A 20,287-nucleotide genomic window follows, 5' to 3' on the forward strand; every position below is an offset into this window, starting at 1 on the left:
TCTCGCCCTTTGACCGGGACTCTCCACCTTTCTAGCTTTCCCCAAAATCCGGGCGAACGGCCGGAGCCGCGCCGCGAGCGCGACGAACAAAGGGAGAGGCTGGTGGCAGCCACGATCGATCTGATGCCGCAGGAAGCGGCCCGGCCCCGCCCCTGGTGGTCGCACCTCTATGTCCAGGTGCTGACCGCCATCTTCGCGGGCGTGCTGCTCGGCCATTATTTCCCCGAGATCGGCATCGCCTTCAAACCGCTCGGCGACGGCTTCATCAAGCTGGTCAAGATGATCATCGCGCCGGTGATCTTCCTGACCGTCGCGACCGGCATCGCCTCGGTCGGCGAGGCGAAGACGCTCGGCCGGCTGACGATCAAGACCTTCGCCTATTTCCTCTTCTTCTCGACGCTCGCGCTGATCGTCGGGCTGATCATCGCCAACGTGGTGCAGCCGGGCGCCGGGATGAACATCGACCCCGCGACGCTCGACGCCGGGGCCGTCGCGCAATATCAGCAGAAGGCGCATGAGGCGACGCTGACCGGCTTCCTCCTGTCGATCATCCCGGAAACCTTCGTGTCGGCGTTGACCTCGGGCTCGATCCTCCAGGCGCTGTTCGTCGCGATCCTCTTCGGCCTCGCGCTGTCGCACACCGGCGCGGCGGGGGCGCAGGTGCTGGGGATCCTCGAGAAGGTCTCAGTCGTCTTCTTCCGCATCGTCGCGATGCTGATGCGCTTCGCGCCGGTCGGCGCGTTCGGCGCGATGGCGTTCACGATCGGCAAATATGGCGTCGACTCGCTCGCCAACCTCGGTGCGCTGATCGCGACCTTTTACCTCACCTCGCTCTTCTTCGTGATCGTCGTGCTCGGCACGATGGCGCGGCTTTGCGGCTTCTCGATCTTTCGCCTGATCGCCTATCTCAAGGCCGAACTGCTGCTCGTGCTCGGCACCTCCTCGTCGGAGGCAGCGCTGCCGAGCCTGATCGAGAAGCTCGAACGGGCGGGCTGCGCGAAGCCGGTGGTCGGCATGGTCGTGCCGACCGGCTACAGCTTCAACCTCGACGGCACCAACATCTACATGACGCTCGCCGCGCTGTTCGTCGCGCAGGCAACGGGCATCCACCTGAGCCTCGGCGAGCAGCTCGCGCTGCTGCTCGTCGCGATGGTGAGCTCGAAGGGCGCGGCGGGGGTCACCGGCGCGGGCTTCATCACGCTCGCGGCGACGCTGTCGGTGGTGCCCTCGGTGCCCGTCGCGGGGCTCGCGCTGATCCTCGGCATCGACCGCTTCATGAGCGAATGCCGCGCGCTCACCAATTTCATCGGCAACGCGCTGGCGGCGATCGTCGTCGCGATGTGGGAAAAATCGCTCGACCGCGATGCGCTCGATCGCGCGCTTCACGGCGAGCCCGCGCCGGGGCTCGCCGCGCGTCCGGTCGAGACCGACACGGATTGAGGTCCGCCCGGGCCAGCAAGGAACAACGACAATGGGGAGTGAGACAATGATTTCGACCAAGGCCCGCTGGGCCCGCCGCAGCAGCTACACCGCTTTGATCCTTTGCGCCGCGCTCGCGCAGCCGCTCGCCGCGCAGGAGACGCCGGCCGACGCCGCTAGCGCCGACGCGCCCGCCGGCGAGATCATCGTCACCGGCAGCCGCATCGCGCGCGACACCTATGACACCGCCGCGCCGACGATCGGGGTGACGAGCGAGGATCTGCTCGAATCGGGCGACAGCGAACTCAGCGAGACGCTCGCCGACCTGCCGCAGCTCGAATCGTCGACCAACGATTCCACGGTCACCGGCAGCACGCAGAATTCGGGGCTCAGTTCGATCGAGCTCCGCCATCTGGGTCCGAACCGCACGCTGGTGCTGGTCGACGGGCGCCGCACGGTGTCGAACAGCGGCATCACCAACCTCGTCAGCCTGTCGACGATCCCGAGCGACTTCGTCGACCGGGTGGAGATCATCACCGGCGGCACCTCGTCGGTCTATGGCTCGGACGCGGTGGCGGGCGTCGTCAACATCATCACCAAGAAGAACGAACGCGGGCTCACCCTGCGCGCGCGCACCGGGATCACCGATCAGGGCGACGGACAGGAACTGACGCTGGGCGCGACATGGGGCGCGCGCTTCGCCGACGGGCGCGGCTATCTTCTCGTCAGCGGCACCTATGACCGCGACTGGGGCATTCGCGCCGTCGACCGCGAATGGGCGATCCGCCCGGTGTCCTACGACTATGATTTCGATACCGGCCTCAACATGTTCGAGGGTGTCTATCTGAACGGCAGCGGCGCGCCGACCAGCGGATCGCGCCCGGCCTCCGAATTCCCGCCGCTCGTGATGAGCGACCTCAGCTCCTTCATCCCGGGGGGCGTCTTCTCGGGCGGCAATTCGTCGCGCGACCGCTTCTACCGCAATGGCGAGCTGGTTCCGCTCGGCCCCGACGTCCAGACCGGCCAGCCGATCGACATCGGCACGACCGATAACGGCAACACCGGCTATTTCCTCCCCAACCGCGACGGCTACAACCAGCGCACCGGCCGTTCGCTGATCCTCGCGCGCAAGCGTTACCTCGGCGCCGCGAAGCTCGATTTCGAATTCTCCGACACGCTCGAAGCGTTCGCGCAGGTCCAATATTCGCGCATCGAATCGGGCGAGACGCGCGAATCCTATGGTCTCGGCTGGGATTCGACCTTTCCGCTCACCGACCCCGTCACCGGGATCACGACCGAGATCGAATATGGCAAGATCCCGTGTCGCCGCGCCCCCGGCGCGTGCAATCCGTTCGTGCCGCCCGAACTGCGCGGGTCCGAAACGCCCTCGACCGGGGTCGGCATCGCGTGGGACCGCCGTTTCGACGAGGTTGGCGGCCAGATCACCGAAAATACTCGCCAGACGATCCGCAGCTGGGCCGGGCTGCGCGGCAAGATTTCGGATAGCTGGAACTGGGAAGCGAGCGCCGGTTTCGGCCAGTATAAGCAGGATCAGTGGCGCCGGAACGAGATCAACGGCCTGAACCTCATCCAGGCGCTCAACGCCGAGATGGGGCCCGACGGCCCGCGCTGCGTCGACGCCGACGCGCGCGCGGCGGGCTGCGTCGCGATCGACCTGTTCGGCGAAGGATCGATCACTCCCGAAATGGCGAACTGGATCCGCGCCGACCTGCACCAGGATCTGACGATCCGCCAATATACCGCGCAGGCGTTCGTCACCGGCGACCTGTTCCAGCTCCCCGCCGGCCCCGTCGGCGCCGCGTTCGGCGTCGATTTCCGCAAGGACAGCCAGCAGCTGCGCGGCGACCTTCTCGCCCAGACGGGGGGCACCACGGGCAACGCGATCCCCAATTTCGGCGGGTCGATCAGCGCCTGGGAAGGCTATGGCGAGGTCAGCGTGCCGCTGCTCAAGGACGCGCCGGGCGCCCATCTGCTGAGCATCGACGCTTCGGCGCGCGCCGCGCATTACAGCATCGACAATGTCGGCACGGTGCTGAGCTATCGCGCCGGCATCCAATATGCGCCGATTCCCGATATCCGCTTCCGCGCCCAGTTCGCCCGCGCCCAGCGCGCGCCCGACATCGCCGAGCTGTATTCGCCGCCGCGCGGCAATTTCGAGAGCGCCGACGACGAATGCGACGGCGTGACCCCGACCACCGCCGGCCGCCTCGCCGCGAATTGCCGGCTCGACCCGGGAATCCAGGCGCTCTTCGCGCGGCAGGCGGCCGACGGCGTCGATCAGGAATATCAGCAGGCGGGCAATAACATCTACAGCCCCAACGGCGGCAGCCTCGACCTCAAGGAGGAGACCGCCGACACGCTGACCTTCGGGACGGTGATCGCGCCGCGCTTCCTTCCCGGGCTGACGCTCGCGGTCGATTATTACGACATCCGCATCAAGGACGCGATCGACGCCTATTCGAACCGCGATATCCAGCTGCAATGCTATGACACCGACGTGCCGCAGGCGGAGAACCCCTTCTGCGCCGACATCACCCGCAACCCGATCAACGGCCAGATCGTCTCGCTGGTGCAGCGCCAGGCCAACCTCGCGAGCTTCGACACGACGGGGATCGACGTCGCGTTCAACTATCGCTTCCGCCTCGACGATCTGGTCGGCATCCCCGGCCGGTTCGACCTGCGCTATGACGGCACGCACGTGCTGAAGCAAAAGGTCAGCTTCGAGGGCGTCGACGGCACCGTCACCAACGACCTCGCGGGCAGCCTCGCCGACGGCAGCTTCAAATATCGGGCGCGCGGTTCGCTGAGCTGGAAGCTCGATAATTTCCGCATCCGCTGGACGACGACCTATTATGGCAAGATCAACGACAGCAACCAGCTGCGCGACGATTATCGCGCGCTGCTCGCTACCAACCCCGATGCCGAGGTGCCGATCTTCCTCAACATCGGCGACGTGTGGGAGCACGACCTGTTCCTGTCGTTCGACGTCGACAGCGGCGGCAAGGAGTTCCGCCTCTATGGCGGGGTGAACAATCTGTTCAACTCGATCAGCCCCTTCCTGCCCACCGGCACCGAAGCGGGGCGGCTCACCAACCAGGAGGGCGTCTACGACATCGCGGGCCGCCGCTTCTACGTCGGGGCGACGGTGAAATTCTGATGCGCGGCATCGGTCTTCGAGCTTCGCGGGCCTTGTCCACTGGGTCCGTGAAGGCCATCGCGGCGGCGGCGCTGCTGGCACTGGTAGGGTGCGCGCCCGGCCAGGCGCTCGCCAGCGCCGCCCCGCATGGCGAGACGGCCTTGCAGAAAAAGCTGTTCGCGGCGGGGGCGAAGCGCTTCACCTTCGACGGCTGGGCGGGACCCGCCTTTCCGGTCTGGACCTATCGCTCGGCGGACACCCCCGCCGACGCGCCGGTGCTGTTCGTGTTCCACGGGGTCAAGCGCGACGCCGACAAATATCTCGGCGAGTGGATCGGCCTGGCGCGGAAATATCGGATCGCGCTGATCGTCCCCGAATATAGCCGCGAGGCGTTTCCGGGCGTGCGCTCCTACAGCCACGGCTGGTTCACCGAAAAGGATGGCACGCCGCGCCCCGCGGACAAATGGTCGTTCGCCGCGATCGAGCCGGTCTTCGCCGCGGTGAAGGCGCGCGAGGGGCTGACCGCCGAAACCTACGCGCTCTACGGCCATTCGGGCGGGGCGCAGTTCGTCCACCGCTATATCCTCGCGGGCGGCGGGCCGCATATGGGACGCGCGGTGTCTGCCAACGCGGGCTCCTATGCGATGCCCGATCCCGCGGTCGCCTGGCCCTTCGGGCTCGGCGGGCTGCCCGCGGGCCTGTGGAATCCCGCGAAGGCGCTCGCGCTGCCGGTGACGGTGCTGCTCGGCACCGAGGACACCGACCCCAATCATCCGAGCCTGCCGCGCCAGCCCGAGGCGATGGCGCAGGGGCCGTACCGGCTCGCGCGCGGCGAGGCCTTCTACGCGAGGGCGCGCGCGCTCGCGGCGGCGGAGCATGTCGGCTTCGGGTGGAGCTGCGCGCTCGTGCCCGGCGTCGGTCACGACAATGGCGGCATGGCGCCGGTCGCGGTGCGCATATTGTTCGGCGACGCGAAACCGGTCGCGGGGGGCGACTGCAAGCCGCTGTCCCAATAGCCTCGTATCTGCGTTACGGATGCGCCGGTCACCAAGGAGTCGGATATGAAATATGGCATCGGCCTTTTGATCGCCTCTGCCGCGCTCGCCATCGTCCCGGCGGCCGCGGCGCAGGAAACCGCGCCCGCGCCGGCGGCCGAAAAGGCCGTGGCGCCGCGCACGATCCTGTTCATCGGCAACAGCTTCACGCAGGGCGCGCATTCGGCGGCGCGCAACTGGCACGCCGGCACGGTCACCGACCTCAATGGTGCGGGCTATGGCGGGGTGCCGGCGCTGTTCAAGTTGTTCTGCGAACAGGCGGGGCTCGACTATGAAGTCAGCCTCGAGACGCAGGGCGGGAAGACGCTCGGCTTTCATTACGACGAGCGCCGCGGGCTGTTCGACCGGGCCTGGGACGTCGTCGTGCTGCAGGAACTCAGCGTCCTCAATCGCGCGAAGCCGGGCGACACCGCCAACTATCTGCGCGACGTCGCGCGGCTGACCTCGCTGTTCAAGGCGCGTAACCCCGCGGTCGATATCCGGCTGGTGGCGACCTGGACGCGCGCCGACCAGACCTACCGGCCCGAGGGGCATTGGTACGGCCAGCCGGTCGCCGCGATGGCCGGCGAGTTGCGCGCCGCCGCCGACCGCGCCCGCGCCGCGACGCCGGGCGTCACCGGGGTGCTTCCCGTCGGCCAGGCGTGGAACCGGGCGATGGCGGAGGGCGTCGCCGACCCGAACCCCTATGACGGCATCGCTTACGACCAGCTCGATCTGTGGGCCTATGACCATTATCACGCGAGCGTCGCGGGCTATTATCTGTCGGCGCTGGTGACCTTCGGCGCGGTGACGGGCATCGACCCCACCACGCTGGGGGCCAAGGAAAAGGGCGCCGACGAGCTCGGCCTTTCGGACGCGCAGGCCGCGGCGCTGCAGCGCGTGGCGCGCGACACGCTGGCGGCGCAGGGGCGCAGCTGATCGGAGGCTGATGGGACTTGGGCTTCGCGCCGCCCCGTGCTAGGCGGCGCGCCCATGCTGACGATCAACGGCCTCACCGTGCGCCTTGGCGGGCGCACCATCCTCGACCGCGCGAGCGCGAGCCTGCCGGCGAAGAGCCGGACGGGGCTGATCGGCCGCAACGGCGCGGGCAAGTCGACGCTGATGAAGGCGATGATCGGCAGCCTCGAGGCCGACGAGGGCGGCATCGAGATGCCGCGCAAGACGCGCATCGGCTATATCGCGCAGGAAGCGCCGAGCGGAACCGCGACCCCGTTCGAGACCGTGCTCGCCGCCGACACCGAGCGCGCCGACCTGCTCGCCCAGTCCGAAACGGTCACCGACCCCGACCGGCTCGGCGACATCCACGAGCGGCTGATCGCGATCGACGCCTATACCGCGCCGGCGCGCGCGGCGCGCATCCTGATCGGGCTCGGCTTCGACGAAGCGATGCAGGGCCAGCCGCTCGACAGCTTCTCGGGCGGGTGGAAGATGCGCGTCGCGCTCGCCGCGCTGCTTTTCTCGAACCCTGATTTGCTGCTGCTCGACGAGCCGTCGAACCACCTCGACCTCGAAGCGACGATGTGGCTCGAAATCTTCCTGCGCGGCTATCCGGGGCAGCTCGTCGTGATCAGCCACGAGCGCGACCTCCTGAACAATGTCGTCGACCATATCCTGCACCTCGAAGGCGGCAAGGTGACGCTCTATCCGGGCGGCTACGACGCGTTCGAGCGCCAGCGCGCCGAACGCGCGGCGCAGCTCGCCGCGGCGAAGGCGGCGCAGGACGCGCAGCGCGCCAAGCTGCAGGACTATATCGCGCGCAACAGCGCGCGCGCCTCGACCGCGAAGCAGGCGCAGTCGCGCGCCAAGCAGCTCGCGCGGATGCAGCCGATCGCCGCGCTCACCGAGGATCCGAGCCTGGTGTTCGACTTCCCGAGCCCCGCCGACGAGCTGAAGCCGCCGCTGATCACGCTCGACCTCGCGAGCGTCGGCTATGCGCCGGGCGAGCCGGTGCTGAGCCGCCTCAACCTGCGCATCGACCCCGACGACCGCATCGCGCTCCTCGGCCGCAACGGCAATGGCAAGACGACGCTCGCGCGGCTGCTCGCGGCGCAATTGAAGCCCGAGGACGGCGGCATGGCCGCGTCGGGCAAGATGCGCGTCGGCTATTTCACCCAATATCAGGTCGAGGAGCTCGATGGCGCCGACACGCCGCTCGGTCACATGACCCGCGTGATGGCGGGGAAGACGCCGGGCGCGGTGCGCGCGCAATTGGGGCGCTTCGGCTTTTCGGGGACCAGGGCGACGACCGAGGTCGGCAAGCTGTCGGGCGGCGAGCGCGCGCGGCTCGCGCTCGCGCTGATCACGCGCGAGGCGCCGCATCTGCTGATCCTCGACGAGCCGACCAACCACCTCGACGTCGACGCGCGCGAGGCGCTGGTGCAGGCGCTCAATGGCTTCGACGGCGCGGTGCTGATCGTCAGCCACGACCGCCACATGCTCGAACTCAGCGCCGACCGTCTGGTGCTCGTCGACGGCGGGACGGCGCGCGATTTCGACGGCAGCATGGACGATTATGTCGCCTTCATCCTCGGGAAGTCGGCGGCGAACGACGATGCCCGGACGGCACCCGCGAAGCCGAAGGACGCGAAACTCGCGCGGCAGGAAGCCGCGAGGGCGCGCGAGGCGCAGGCGGCACTGCGCAAGTCGGCGAAGGAGCTCGAAGCGCAGGCGGCGAAGCTCGCGGCGCGGATTTCGGCGGTCGACCGCGCGATGTTCGACCCCGCGAACGCCGAGCCCGCGCTCGCCAAGCTGACGATGGGCGACCTGTCGCAGCGCCGCGGCAAGCTGGCGGCCGAGCTGGAGGGCGTCGAGGCGGCGTGGATGAACGCGCTCGAGGCGATCGAAGAGGCGGCGGCCTAGGCGACGATTGCGGCCAACGACCGACACGGGGAGAGAGGTGACATCCCCAACCTTCGCCATTCCCGCGAAAGCGGGAATCCAGGGCGAGCGTCGGCTGACCCCACACTGGGTTCCCGCTTTCGCGGGAATGACGACGTTATGGGGCAGGGAATGTCGCGAAGCGGTCGGTTTTAGATATTCCTCATCCCCAATCTTTCGACCGGGTCCGCGATGCCGGGCGCGCCGAAAATTTCGCTGTCCTACATTATCCGGCTGTGCCAGCCTCACCCCATGGCGTTTTTCCCCGGACAAACCCGCCCGTCGCGCATCGGCGGCGCCCCCGCGTGGTGGCTGCGCCAGCCGCGCGGGGAAGGCGAAAGGAGGGGGACGTAGTGTGACTTTCGTGAACTTTGGAATAATGTTGCGCGCCATCGCGGCGCCCGCGCCCGCGACCCGGACCCTCCCGAATCGGACCGGCACGATGCGCGGGGCGGCCGGTCGCTCGCGCATTGACTCGCCTTTCGCCTTTCGTCATAATAGTTTCAATTGAAACCATATGAGGGACTGACCATGGCCGACCTGTTCGACAATCCGCTGGGGCTCGACGGCTTCGAATTCGTCGAATTCTCGGCGCCCGAAAAGGGGCAGCTCGAGCCGGTGTTCGAACGCATGGGCTTCACCCGCATCGCGCGCCACCGTTCGAAGCAGGTCGAACTCTGGCGCCAGGGCGACATCAACCTGATCGCCAATTACGAGCCGAAGTCGCCCGCCGCCTATTTCGCCGCCGAGCATGGTCCGTCGGCGTGCGGCATGGGCTGGCGCTGCCGCGACGCCGCGAAGGCCTATGCCGAGGCGATCGCGCGCGGCGCCGAACCGGTCGAGGTGCGCACCGGCCCGATGGAATTGCGCCTGCCCGCGATCCGCGGCATCGGCGGGTCGATCATCTATCTGATCGATCGTTATGGCGACGACCTCAGCATCTACGACATCGATTTCGTCTATGAAGAGGGGGTCGACCGCCACCCGGTCGGCGCGGGGCTGAAGCTGATCGATCACCTGACGCACAATGTCTACGGCGGCCGCATGGCGCATTGGGCCGCCTTCTACGAGCGGATCGCGGGCTTCCGCGAGATCCGCTATTTCGACATCAAGGGCGAATATACCGGCCTGACCTCGAAGGCGATGACCGCCCCCGACGGCAAGATCCGCATCCCGCTGAACGAGGAAGGCGCGGGCGGCGGCGGCCAGATCGAGGAATATCTGCGTGCGTATAATGGCGAAGGCATCCAGCATATCGCCTTCGCCTGCGACGACCTCTACGCGTCGTGGGACAAGCTCAAGGCGCTCGGCAATCCCTTCGCGCCGTCGCCGCCCGAAACCTATTATGAGCTGCTCGCCGAGCGCCTGCCCGGGCATGGCGAGCCGGTCGAGGAACTGAAGTCGCGCGGCATCCTGCTCGACGGCTCGACCACCGAGGGCGACCCGCGCCTCCTGCTCCAGATCTTCGGCCAGACGGTGATCGGCCCGGTCTTCTTCGAATTCATCCAGCGCAAGAAGGACGAAGGCTTCGGCGAGGGCAATTTCACCGCGCTCTTCAAGTCGATGGAACTCGACCAGATCCGCCGCGGCGCGCTGGAGGTCGAAAAGGAACCCGCCGAATGACGAGCCCCACCAAAAGCCCGGTCAAATTGGGCGGCGTCCACCACGCCGCCTATCGCTGCAAGGACGCGAAGGCGACGGTCGAGTGGTACGAGCGAATGCTCGGCATGACCTACACCACCGCCTTCGCTGAGGATCATGTGCCCTCGACCGGCGAATATGACCCATACATGCACGTCTTCCTCGACGCGGGCGGCGGCAATATCCTCGCCTTTTTCGAGCTGCCGAACCAGCCCGACATGGGCCGCGACCAGAATACGCCGCAGTGGGTCCAGCATCTCGCCTTCAAGGTCGGCAGCTATGACGAGTTGGTCGCGGCGAAGGCGCATCTCGAGGCGAACGGCGTCGACGTGCTCGGCCCGACGCACCACGGCATCTTCAAGTCGATCTATTTCTTCGACCCCAACGGCCACCGCGTCGAACTCGCCTGCGACATCGGTACCGACGAGCAATATGCCGAACTGCGCCGCGTCGCGCCGCTGATGCTCGACGAATGGAGCCGGACCAAGAAGGCGCCGCGCCACGCCGACTGGCTGCATGCGGCGGCGAACGAGTGACCTTTTTCCCCTCCCGCAAGCGGGAGGGGCAGCGAGACTTACGAGCTTGCTCGTTAGTCGCAGCGGGGTGGGCCATAGCAACGGCGCTGCCCACCCCCGACCCCTCCCGCTTGCGGGAGGGGAGATCAGGCCGCTACCGCTGAGCCTACTTCCGGTCCAGCCCGATGCTCTCCAGCGTCGCGCCGCTGCATTTGTCGGCGGTCTTCTCGCCCCCGCCCGACAGCGCGCCGATGATCAGGAATCCGGCCACCACCGCGACGAGAAACCCGCCCGCGACCCAGGCGAGATATTTGTCGATGAATGCCTTGATCGGCGCTCCGAACAGCCGGAACAGGATGCCGACGAGCATGAAGGAGAAGGCCCTGCTGGCAAGGCTCGCCCACAGGAAGGTCCAGAAATTCATGTGGATGAAGCCGGCGGTGATCGTCAGCAGCTTGAACGGGATCGGCGTCGCGCCCTTCACCAGGATGATCTCGGCCCCATAGTCGCGGAGATAACAGGCTGCGGACGGAAAGGCGTCGGTCAGCCCGAGCACGCCGAGCAGCCACAGCCCGACGCTCTCGTAAAGGAAATAGCCGATCGAATAGCCGAGCATTCCCCCCGCGACCGACGCGAGCGTGCAGATGAGGGCATAGCGCACCGCCTTCTTCGGATTGGCGAGGCACATCAGCCCGAGCATCGGGTGCGGCGGGATCGGGAAGAAGCTCGCCTCGACGAAAGAGACGAGCGCGAGCCAAAACTCGGCGTGCGGATGCGCCGATTTCTCCATGGTCCAGTTATAGAGCCGCTGGATCATGGACTTGTTGCGGGCGGTGGCGGTCATGCTGGTCCTTGGTTGGGGGTCAGGATGACCACGGCTTTCCTATGCCGTTCGTATGGGGCGAAGTCGATAATAAAGCCCCTCCTCTGAAGAGGAGGGAATGAAAGGCATCAATGCCGGAAATGCCGCATCCCGGTGAACACCATCGCCAGCCCCGCTTCGTTCGCTGCCGCGATCACCTCGTCGTCGCGGATCGAGCCGCCGGGCTGGATCACGCAGGTCGCGCCCGCTTCGGCGGCGGCGAGCAGGCCGTCGGCGAAGGGGAAGAAGGCGTCGCTCGCCACCGCGCTGCCGACGGTGCGCGGCTGCGCCCAGCCCGCGGCCTCGGCCGCCTCGCGCGCGCGGACGGCGGCGATGCGCGACGAATCGCGGCGATTCATCTGCCCCGCACCGATGCCCGCGGTCGCGCCGCCTTTGGCATAGACGATCGCGTTCGACTTCACATGCTTGGCGACGGTCCAGGCGAAGAGCGCGTCGGCGAGTTCTTCATCGCTCGGCGCGCGCGTGGTGACGACCTTGAGGTCGTCCCTGGTGATCCGGCCATTGTCGCGGTTCTGCGCGAGCCAGCCGCCGGTGATCGTCTTCATGACCAGCCCGCCGCGAACCGGATCGGGCAGTTCGCCGGTGAGCAGCAGGCGAAGATTCTTCTTCTTCGCGAAGACCGCGCGCGCGTCGGCGTCGGCGTCGGGGGCGACGACGACCTCGGTAAAGATGCTCGCGATCGCCTCGGCGGTCGCGCCGTCGAGCGGCCGGTTGAGCGCGACGATGCCGCCGAAGGCCGACACGCTGTCGCAGGCGAGCGCTTCGTTCCAAGCCTCGGTCAGGCTCGCGGCGGTCGCGACGCCGCACGGATTGGCGTGCTTGACGATCACGCAGGTCGGATCGGCCTCGCGGAATTCGGCGACGAGTTCGAGCGCGGCGTCGGCGTCGTTGATATTATTGTAGCTGAGCTCCTTGCCCTGAACCTGCTCGGCCTGGGCGATGCCGCGCGCCGCGGGGCCGGCGGGAAGGTAGAGTGCCGCCTTCTGGTGCGGATTCTCGCCATAGCGCAGCTCGGCCGACAGTTTCGCGGTCAGCGGCAGCGTGTCGGGGAAGAGCTTGCCCTGGTCGGCGAAGGCGAACCAGCTTGCGATCATCCCGTCATAGGTCGCGGTGTGCGCGAAGGCGGTCGCGGCGAGGCGCTTGCGCAGCGCGAAGCTGGTCGCCCCGCTGTTGGCGTCCATCTCTTCGATCAGTGCGGCGTAGTCTTCCGGCTCGGTGACGATGCCGACGAACGCGTGGTTCTTCGCCGCCGAACGCACCATCGCGGGGCCGCCGATGTCGATATTCTCGATGATGTCGTCGCGCGGCGCGCCCTTGGCGACGGTCGCGGCGAAGGGGTAGAGGTTGACGACGACGAGGTCGATCGCGCCGATGCCGTGCGCGTCCATCGCCGCGACATGCGCGGTGTCGTCGCGCACCGCGAGAATGCCGCCATGGACCGTCGGGTGAAGCGTCTTGACGCGGCCGTCCATCATCTCGGGAAAGCCGGTGAGGTCGGCGACGTCGAGCACCGTATGGCCCGCTTCGCGCAGCGCCTTCGCGGTGCCGCCGGTCGACACGAGCTCCACCCCGTGGCGAACGAGCGCGGCGGCGAGGTCGGCGAGGCCCGCCTTGTCGCTGACGGACAGGAGCGCACGGCGGACGGGAACGAGATCGGTCATGGGGAGGAAGCCTCGGCTGGCGGTGAAAGGAGTCGCCGCCGCCCTAGGCCGGTGATCGCCGTTGGGCAAGGTTTTGGAAGGGTCGCCGGGGCGCGCGGAGCAGGAAATTCGCGCAGGGACGCAGAGAGGAAAAGCAAGGTTCATGCGATGGCGTTTCATTCCATCGTCACCCTGAACTTGTTTCAGGGTCCATGGTCTGCCCGCGAATATGGCGCCCCGCTTTACGAGAGCGCGGGCCATGGATGCTGAAACAAGTTCAGCATGACGAGGAAAGAGAGAGGACGGCGATTCGCTCGAACGTGTCAGCCGATATGCTTGAAGATCCAGCCGATGCTGGCGCCGCCCGCCGGCGCGATGCTGGTGACGACGAGCTGTTCGGTCGGGTGCGGTCGGCCCTCACCGTCGACCCACAGGCTTTCCTCGACCGCGAGCCGGCCTTCGGAGGTGCGGAACTGCCACAGCGGCCCGCCCGCGATGCGCAGCAGCCCGCCCAATCCGTCGGCGGTCAGGCTCGCCGAAATATGGGGTCCGAGGTGAAAGCGCAGCGCGAAGCCCTTGTCGCCCTTGCGGCGGGTGCGCGGGGCGGGGAGCAGCATGTCCTCGCCGCGCAGTTCGCGCCCGTTGGGCGACAGGATGAGGAGGCGGCGGTGGATCAGCCCGTGGCGGCGCGCATAGCCGTCGTGACTCATCTCGAGCCTGCTGCCCTGCGTCGTCTCGCGCCGGTCGAGCTCGACCTCGGTCACGCCCTTGCCGAGCGAGCCGTTGGCGAGGATCGCGGTCGAATTGCTGTCGGCGACGATCAGGGTCGAGTGGGCGGCGGTGGTGCGCAGCCCGCGCGCGAGGTCGGCGGGGATCGTCGCGCCGGTCAGCGCGGCGCCGCCGCAATTGACGACGATACGCTCGTCGCCGTCCGACAACTCGAAGGCGAGGGTGGAGGCGCAGCCGGCCTCGGTCACGCGGGCGATCGGCGGCGGGGCGGCGTCGGCGAGGACGACGACCTTGTTCCCGACAAGGCGCTGATAGCCCCAGTCGCGCGCCTGCTTGAGCGGGCGGGTGCGTACGCCGCTCGCCTGCACGATTGCCTGGATCTGCGCGGCGGGGGTCGCGCCGCTGCCCTGCCAGCTTCCCATGCCGCCGTCGCTGTGGGTGAGGCCGAGCAGCGCGGGGACGGCGCGCGCGAGCACCTCCTGCACGAAGGGAGGCACCGCGATCCGGCGCATGTCGTAGATGCGCGCGAGCATCGACAGCGCCATGATCGCGTCCTGCTGCGCCTGCGGCGATCGCGAGATGGTGCCGCCGTCGGCGTAGAAGCTGGTTTCGAGCACCTTGCGCAGCCCCGCCTCGCCGAAGATCTGCCGCGGCTCGCCGCCGGGCATGAGGAGCGAGGCGGCGACGATGCCGACCCAGGCGACGAGTTGGCCGACGCCGGGGCGCGTCTTGTCGGCGATGCGATCGAGGTGGCGCGCGGTGCGCGCGAGATGGTTGAGTACCGCCGAGCGATAGATGAGGTCGCTCGACGAGAGGATCAGCGGTGCATGGCTCGCCCAGAACAGGATGCGCCAGCCGCTGTTCTCGGCGCTCCACGCGGGTTCGCTGACCGTCTCGCCGTGCGCGGCGAGCCACTGGCGGACGAGCGGCTCGGCGATCGGCGCGGTCTCGGCGCGAGTGCCGGCGGCGGCGAGATCGCGCAGCCAGGCGAAGCTGTGGAGATAGTCGGCGAAGGCCGGCGCGACGGCGAGCGCCGCGAAATCGAGTTCGGCGAGCGGTTGCTTGAGGCCGCGGTGGAGGAAATGGCCGGCGCGGATCGCGGTCCCCGCGCGCGCGTCGCCGGGCACCGGGTCCTCGGGCACGCCGAGCAGCTTGAGCGGAAAGCGGCCCTTGAGGCGGAAGGCGTGCAGCGGCGTGCGCCAGGTCAGCCGGGTGATATGGTTGGCGATACGGTCGCCGAGCGAGAGGCCCTTGTCGGCGGGCAGGCGGATCAACCGCTTGCCCGGCTCGATCGTGTCGTCGAGCGTCGCGGGGGTGTCGTCGGGTTCGTCGGTGGCGCCGGTCAACGCTTTCCCTCCACCCGTCAGGCGCCGCGCAGCCGCCGGATATTATCCGCGTAGGCCTCCGCGCCGCCCTTGAAGGTCGCAGTGCCGGCGACGAGGACGTCGGCGCCCGCCGCGATCGCCTGCGGCGCGGTGGCGGCGTCGATGCCGCCGTCGACCTCCAGCCTGATGTCGCGGCCCGACTTGTCGATCATCTTGCGCACGGCCTCGATCTTGCGGAGCTGGCTCGTAATGAAGCTCTGGCCCCCGAAGCCGGGATTGACGCTCATCACGAGGACGAGGTCGATGTCGTCGATCAGATAGTCGAGCATCTTCGCGGGCGTCCCGGGGTTGAGCGACACCCCCGCCTGCTTGCCGAGCGACTTGATGTGCTGGACGGTGCGGTGGATGTGCGGCCCCGCCTCGGGATGGACGGTGATGATGTCGGCGCCCGCCGCGGTGAAGGCGTCGAGGAAATGGTCGACCGGCGAGATCATCAGATGGACGTCGAAGGGCAGTTTCGAGTGCGGACGCAGCGCCTTCACCACCATCGGGCCGATCGTCAGATTGGGGACATAATGGCCGTCCATGACGTCGATATGGACCCAGTCGGCGCCCGCTTCCTCTATGGCGCGCACCTCTTCGCCCAGCCGCGCGAAATCGGCGCTGAGGATCGAGGGGGCAATGCGGACGGGGACGGGGCTATCGGCGGTCATGAGGACCGGCCTTAACCATCAAGCGAGGGGTGGGCAAGGTGTCGCCCGCGCGGGCGCGCCGGGTATCCCGAATATTCCGTCCACTGACGGCGGGCGGTTATTTCCGTCGCCCGTTTCGCGGCCGCTTTTCTTCGGCGCGGCCGCCCGAGCGCCAGTGCCAGCCGCCTTCGGTTCGGGCGCGGTAGAGCGGCATCGGCGCGATCGCCGCGAGGATGACGAGGGTCACCGTCACCACCGGATGGCCGCGCAGCAGCGCGGTCACGCCCGCGATCAGCGCGAGATGCGCCGCGAGCATCGCCCAGCCCTGCCAGGCGATCGGCAGGCCGGCGCCATAGCCGTGGTTCTTGGCCCGGAACCACGGGCGATCGTCGAGGAAGAGGTGCAGCATCACGCATTCTCCTTGTTGGGTGGCCGTCCGCGTTTCGGCGGTGCCGGGGGTTTCACCGTCACCCCGCGCCGCGCCAGCGCCTCGCGCAGCAGCACCTCGATCTGGGCATTGGCGCTGCGCAGGTCGGCCGCCGCCGCGCGCTCGATCGCCGCATAGAGCGCGGGATCGAGGCGGAGGGCGAAGGCTTTCCTGGATGGTACGGACATGGTTCGGCCTTGCGGGCGCTCAGTAGAGCGAGCCCGTGTTCACCACCGGTTGCGTGTCGCGCTCGCCGCACAGCACGACCATCAGGTTCGACACCATCGCCGCCTTGCGCTCGTCGTCCAGCTCGACAACGTTCTTCTCCGACAGATGGGTCAGCGCCATCTCGACCATTGTCACCGCGCCCTCGACCAGCTTCTTGCGCGCCGCGATCACCGCCTCGGCCTGCTGGCGACGGAGCATCGCGCCGGCGATCTCCTGCGCATAGGCGAGGTGGGTGAGGCCGCATTCGTCGACGGTGATCCCGGCGACCGCGAGCCGCTCGATCAACGCCTTGCGCAATTCCCCGCCGACCTCGTCATGATTGCCGCGCAGCGTGATTTCCTGATGCTCGATATCGTCATAGGGATAGCGCGAGCCGATCGAGCGCACCGCGGCCTCGATCTGCGCGAGGACGAATTCCTTGTAATCGTCGACGTCGAACAGCGCCTGCGCGGTGTCGGTGACGCGCCACACGACCTGCGCCGCCATCTCGATCGGGTTGCCGCGCAGGTCGTTGACCTTGATCTTGTCCGAAATGATGTTGTTCGCGCGCACCGCGATCTTCTTGCGGCTGAGCCACGGCAGCACCCAGCGCAGCCCGGTCTCGCGGTCGGTGCCCTTGTAGCTGCCGAAGAGCTGGATCGCCGCCGCCTCGTTGGGGTTGATGAGGTAGAAGCCGCAGAGGATCAGCGTGCCGACGACCGCGGAGATAACCACGACCACCCACTTCCACGCGACCTGGACTTCCGCGGTGCCGTTGCTGATGCCCGCCCATAGCGCGAGCGCGAGCAGGACGAGCCAGACGAACAGCATGAGATAGCCGCTCGCGGTCGCCGCGCGCACCTCGCGCGTCGGGTTCAGCGCGGCCGTTGCAATCGAATCATTCATGACGCCCTCCGATATAAATATGATATCATCTTTATATCGAATGCGACGGCGGTCAAGCCCCTATTCATCCGCGGGCAAGGTTGGCGCCTCCACAATCGGCGCATGATCCGTCCGCTGATCCTCGCGCTTTCCTTGTCGCTCACCGCAACCGGTTCCGCGCTGGCGACCGAACCCGCGTCCGCCCCGGCCGAGGGGCGGGCGGTCGTGCATCGGCTGACGCCCGAGCAGATGGAGGCCGAGGCCGAAGCCGCTGCACGCGCCAACGGGCGGCACGAAGATCGCGCCTCGGGGCTGGAAACCGACAGCCGTCCCCGCATCACCCAGCATGGGACGATTGGCGCGTGGGTCGATTCGAACGGCGGCAACGGCATCGGCGGGACGAGCGTCACCCAGTTCGGCGACAATGCGACGCTGGTGATATCGGGCGCGCGCGAAGATTATGGTCACGTCAAACGCCGCTGGCGGCGCTAGCACCGCCTGACTTGCCCCGCTCGGCGGCGGCGCCCGAAATGGTCGCCGCCACCCTTTATTTCCCTATTCGCTGGTCGGGAAGCCGCGGCGTTCGAGCAGCGCCTTCACGTCGGGGTCGCGGCCGCGGAAGGCGCGATAGGCTTCGGCGCGGTCGGTTTCGTTCCCGGTCATCAGCAATATGGTGCGGAAGCGGTCGGCGACCTTGCGGTCCCACGGCCCGCCGGCCTCGGTGAAGGCGGCCCAGGTGTCGGCGTCCATCGTTTCGGACCAAAGATAGCTATAATAGCCCGCCGAATAGGCGTCCGAGCTGAACAAATGGCCGAATTGCGGCAGGCGGTGCCGCATCACGATTTCCTTCGGCATTCCGATTTCCTTGAGCGTGTCGCGCTCGAAGGCATCGATGTCGGTGACGGGCGTGGTGCGGTCGTGGAGCTTCATGTCGACGATCGCGCTCGCCAGATATTCGACCGTCTCGAATCCCTGGTTGAACTTCTGGCTCGCGAGAATCTTATCGACCAGCGCCTGCGGCATCGGCTCGCCGGTCTTGTAGTGCGTCGCATATTTCGACAGGATTTCCGGCGTCATCAGCCAATTCTCGTTCACCTGGCTCGGATATTCGACGAAGTCGCGCGGCACGCCCGCGAGCCACGGATATGTCACCTGCTGGAGCAGATAATGGATGCCGTGGCCGAACTCGTGGAACAGGGTAGAGGCGTCGTCGAGGCTGACGAGCGTCGGAACGCCCTTCGCGCCCTCGGTGAAATTATTGTTGTTCGACGCGAGCACGTTGCGTTCGCCGCCGAGCGTCTGCTGGCTGCGATAGGTGGTCATCCACGCGCCCGAACGCTTCCCGTCGCGCGCGAAATTGTCGAGATAGAGGAGCCCGACATTCTCGTTCGTCTTGAGGTTATAGACCTCGAACGTTCGCACCTTGGGGTCGAAGACGGGGACCGTGCCGGTGTTTTCCCTGAAGCCGAGATCGTAGAGCTGGCCCGCCGACCAGAACATCGCGTCGACCAGCTTGTCGAGCTGGAGATAGGGCTTTACCTCGCTTTCATCGAGGTCGTATTTCGCCTTGCGGACCTTCTCGGCATAATAGCGATAGTCCCACGGCTCGATGGTGATCTGCGGTCCCCCGCCTGCCTTTGGGCCGGCCTTCGCGTCGGCATCGGCGATCGCCTGCATGTCCGCCACCTCCTCATGGACGCGCGCGACCGCGGCGGGCCAGACCTTCATCATCAGATCCATCGCGTTGGCGGGCGTCTTCGCCATCGTGTCGGCCATGCGATAGTCGGCGTGGGTCTTGAAGCCGAGCAGTTCGGCACGCGCCTGGCGCAGCTTCAGGATCGCGGCGATCGTCGTATTGGTGTCGTTCGCGTCGCCATTGTCGCCGCGGCCCACGAAGGCGCGCCAGACCTTTTCGCGAAGCGCGCGGCTGGTCGCATTCTGCAGCACCGGCTGGGCAGACGAGCGGGTGTTCTTGATCGCCCACTGGCCAGGCTTGCCCTGTGCCGCAGCGGCATCGGCGAGCGAGGCGACGAAGGCGGGCTCGAGCCCGGCGAGTTCGGCTTCGTCGGTGACGAAGGTGTAGAGCTTTTCATCGGCGAGCAGCTTCGACGAAAAGGCCGAGAACAGGCCCTCGAGCTCGGAATTCATCGCGACGAGCTTCGCCTTGTCGGGCGCCGACAGATTGGCGCCGTCGCGCACCATCTCGTCATAGCTGCGCTCGACGATGCGGATCTGCTGGGCGTCGAGACCGCTGTCATGGCGCTTGTCGTAGACCGCCTTGTAGCGCGCGAAGAGACCCGGATCGAGGAAGAGTTCGGTATAGAAGCTCGACAGTTTCGGGCTCCATTCGGCGTCGATCGCCTCGACCCGCGCGGTCGACTTGTTCGAGGTCTGGACGCCCCACACCGCGTAGAGGCGGTCCATCGTGTCGCCCGCGAGCATCATCGGGACGAAGGTGTTGTCGAAGGTCGCGGCTTCGGGATTGTCGATCACCGCCTGCACCTCGGCCTTCACCTCCGCCATCGCCTTGGTGAAGGCGTCGGGGAACAGCTCGGGGTCCATCTTGTCCCACGGCGGCACCCCTTCGAAGGGGCCGGTCCATTTGGCGAGCAGCGGATTGTCGCCCGCGGGTGCGGTGGCGGCCGGAGCGGCGGAGGGCTCGGCGGCGGAGGCGGTCTGGATGTCCATGCCGCTATAACCCGCAAACAGGGCAGTGGATGCAAGCAGCATCGACAGCTTGCGGCGAGGGGGCGCGTTGCGCGGCATCATGAAGTCTCCCGGAGAAACAGGTTTCGGACGAAACCGGATTCGCCTGTCCTAGCCGGATAAGACGGC

At 67.4% G+C, this 20,287-nt stretch carries 16 protein-coding genes; 8 read left to right on the forward strand and 8 right to left on the reverse strand.

Annotated elements, in window-relative coordinates:
• The first annotated feature begins 123 nt into the window (after window positions 1–123).
• The 7 genes from CD928_RS10215 (at window position 124) to CD928_RS10245 (ending at window position 10,685) form a co-directional block, all read left to right on the forward strand.
• Window positions 124–1,440 carry a dicarboxylate/amino acid:cation symporter gene (locus CD928_RS10215; protein WP_095387379.1) on the forward strand — a complete coding sequence of 439 codons (1,317 nt, stop codon included), beginning with the start codon at window positions 124–126 and terminating at the stop codon, window positions 1,438–1,440.
• A gap of 46 nt (window positions 1,441–1,486) precedes the next feature.
• Window positions 1,487–4,597, forward strand: a complete 3,111-nt coding sequence (locus CD928_RS10220) for a TonB-dependent receptor (RefSeq protein WP_176473537.1) — start codon at window positions 1,487–1,489, stop codon at window positions 4,595–4,597.
• A gap of 32 nt (window positions 4,598–4,629) precedes the next feature.
• The gene (locus tag CD928_RS10225) at window positions 4,630–5,592 is read left to right on the forward strand and encodes an alpha/beta hydrolase (RefSeq protein WP_141237132.1); all 963 of its coding nucleotides are present in this window, start codon (window positions 4,630–4,632) and stop codon (window positions 5,590–5,592) included.
• Window positions 5,593–5,637: 45 nt separating this feature from the next.
• Entirely contained in the window at window positions 5,638–6,549 is a 912-nt protein-coding gene (locus CD928_RS10230; RefSeq protein ID WP_095386961.1) for a DUF4886 domain-containing protein, read from the forward strand.
• A 54-nt stretch (window positions 6,550–6,603) separates the two neighbouring features.
• Window positions 6,604–8,490, forward strand: coding sequence for an ABC-F family ATP-binding cassette domain-containing protein (locus CD928_RS10235; RefSeq protein ID WP_095386962.1), 1,887 nt, complete (start codon window positions 6,604–6,606; stop codon window positions 8,488–8,490).
• Between the two features lie 549 nt (window positions 8,491–9,039).
• Complete coding sequence (hppD, locus tag CD928_RS10240; RefSeq protein ID WP_095386963.1) at window positions 9,040–10,131, forward strand: 4-hydroxyphenylpyruvate dioxygenase; 1,092 nt, start codon at window positions 9,040–9,042, stop codon at window positions 10,129–10,131.
• Window positions 10,128–10,685: a VOC family protein gene (locus tag CD928_RS10245; protein ID WP_095386964.1), complete on the forward strand. Its 558-nt coding sequence runs from the start codon at window positions 10,128–10,130 to the stop codon at window positions 10,683–10,685. The genes hppD and CD928_RS10245 overlap by 4 nt, the downstream gene beginning before the upstream one ends.
• A 145-nt stretch (window positions 10,686–10,830) precedes the next feature.
• On the opposite strand, the gene CD928_RS10250 is transcribed toward CD928_RS10245, so the two are convergent.
• The 7 genes from CD928_RS10250 to CD928_RS10280 form a co-directional block, all read right to left on the reverse strand.
• On the reverse strand, window positions 10,831–11,481 hold the full coding sequence (locus tag CD928_RS10250; protein ID WP_095387380.1) for a YqaA family protein: 651 nt from the start codon (window positions 11,479–11,481) through the stop codon (window positions 10,831–10,833).
• Between the two features lie 134 nt (window positions 11,482–11,615).
• On the reverse strand, window positions 11,616–13,208 hold the full coding sequence (purH, locus tag CD928_RS10255) for a bifunctional phosphoribosylaminoimidazolecarboxamide formyltransferase/IMP cyclohydrolase (protein ID WP_095386965.1): 1,593 nt from the start codon (window positions 13,206–13,208) through the stop codon (window positions 11,616–11,618).
• A 302-nt stretch (window positions 13,209–13,510) separates the two neighbouring features.
• A complete protein-coding gene (locus tag CD928_RS10260) occupies window positions 13,511–15,262 on the reverse strand; it encodes a heparinase II/III family protein (protein WP_095386966.1) in 1,752 nt (583 codons plus the stop codon).
• Between the two features lie 17 nt (window positions 15,263–15,279).
• On the reverse strand, window positions 15,280–15,954 hold the full coding sequence (gene rpe / locus CD928_RS10265; protein WP_095386967.1) for a ribulose-phosphate 3-epimerase: 675 nt from the start codon (window positions 15,952–15,954) through the stop codon (window positions 15,280–15,282).
• A 97-nt stretch (window positions 15,955–16,051) separates the two neighbouring features.
• The gene (locus tag CD928_RS10270; RefSeq protein WP_095386968.1) at window positions 16,052–16,342 is read right to left on the reverse strand and encodes a hypothetical protein; all 291 of its coding nucleotides are present in this window, start codon (window positions 16,340–16,342) and stop codon (window positions 16,052–16,054) included.
• Window positions 16,342–16,548 (reverse strand): toxin-antitoxin system HicB family antitoxin, encoded by a 207-nt coding sequence (locus CD928_RS10275; RefSeq protein WP_095386969.1) that lies wholly within the window; start codon window positions 16,546–16,548, stop codon window positions 16,342–16,344. Before CD928_RS10275 ends, CD928_RS10270 begins: the two co-directional genes overlap by 1 nt.
• Window positions 16,549–16,567: 19 nt before the next feature.
• A complete protein-coding gene (locus CD928_RS10280) occupies window positions 16,568–17,473 on the reverse strand; it encodes an SPFH domain-containing protein (protein WP_095386970.1) in 906 nt (301 codons plus the stop codon).
• A 102-nt stretch (window positions 17,474–17,575) separates the two neighbouring features.
• On the opposite strand from CD928_RS10280, the gene CD928_RS10285 reads away from it, so the two are divergent.
• Window positions 17,576–17,944 carry a hypothetical protein gene (locus CD928_RS10285; RefSeq protein ID WP_095386971.1) on the forward strand — a complete coding sequence of 123 codons (369 nt, stop codon included), beginning with the start codon at window positions 17,576–17,578 and terminating at the stop codon, window positions 17,942–17,944.
• Window positions 17,945–18,007: 63 nt separating this feature from the next.
• Here CD928_RS10285 and CD928_RS10290 read toward each other — a convergent pair whose 3' ends face one another.
• On the reverse strand, window positions 18,008–20,218 hold the full coding sequence (locus tag CD928_RS10290; protein WP_095387381.1) for a M3 family metallopeptidase: 2,211 nt from the start codon (window positions 20,216–20,218) through the stop codon (window positions 18,008–18,010).
• Window positions 20,219–20,287 lie beyond the last annotated feature (69 nt).

The sequence above is a fragment of the Sphingopyxis sp. GW247-27LB genome, from assembly GCF_002277025.1.
Lineage (GTDB): Bacteria > Pseudomonadota > Alphaproteobacteria > Sphingomonadales > Sphingomonadaceae > Sphingopyxis.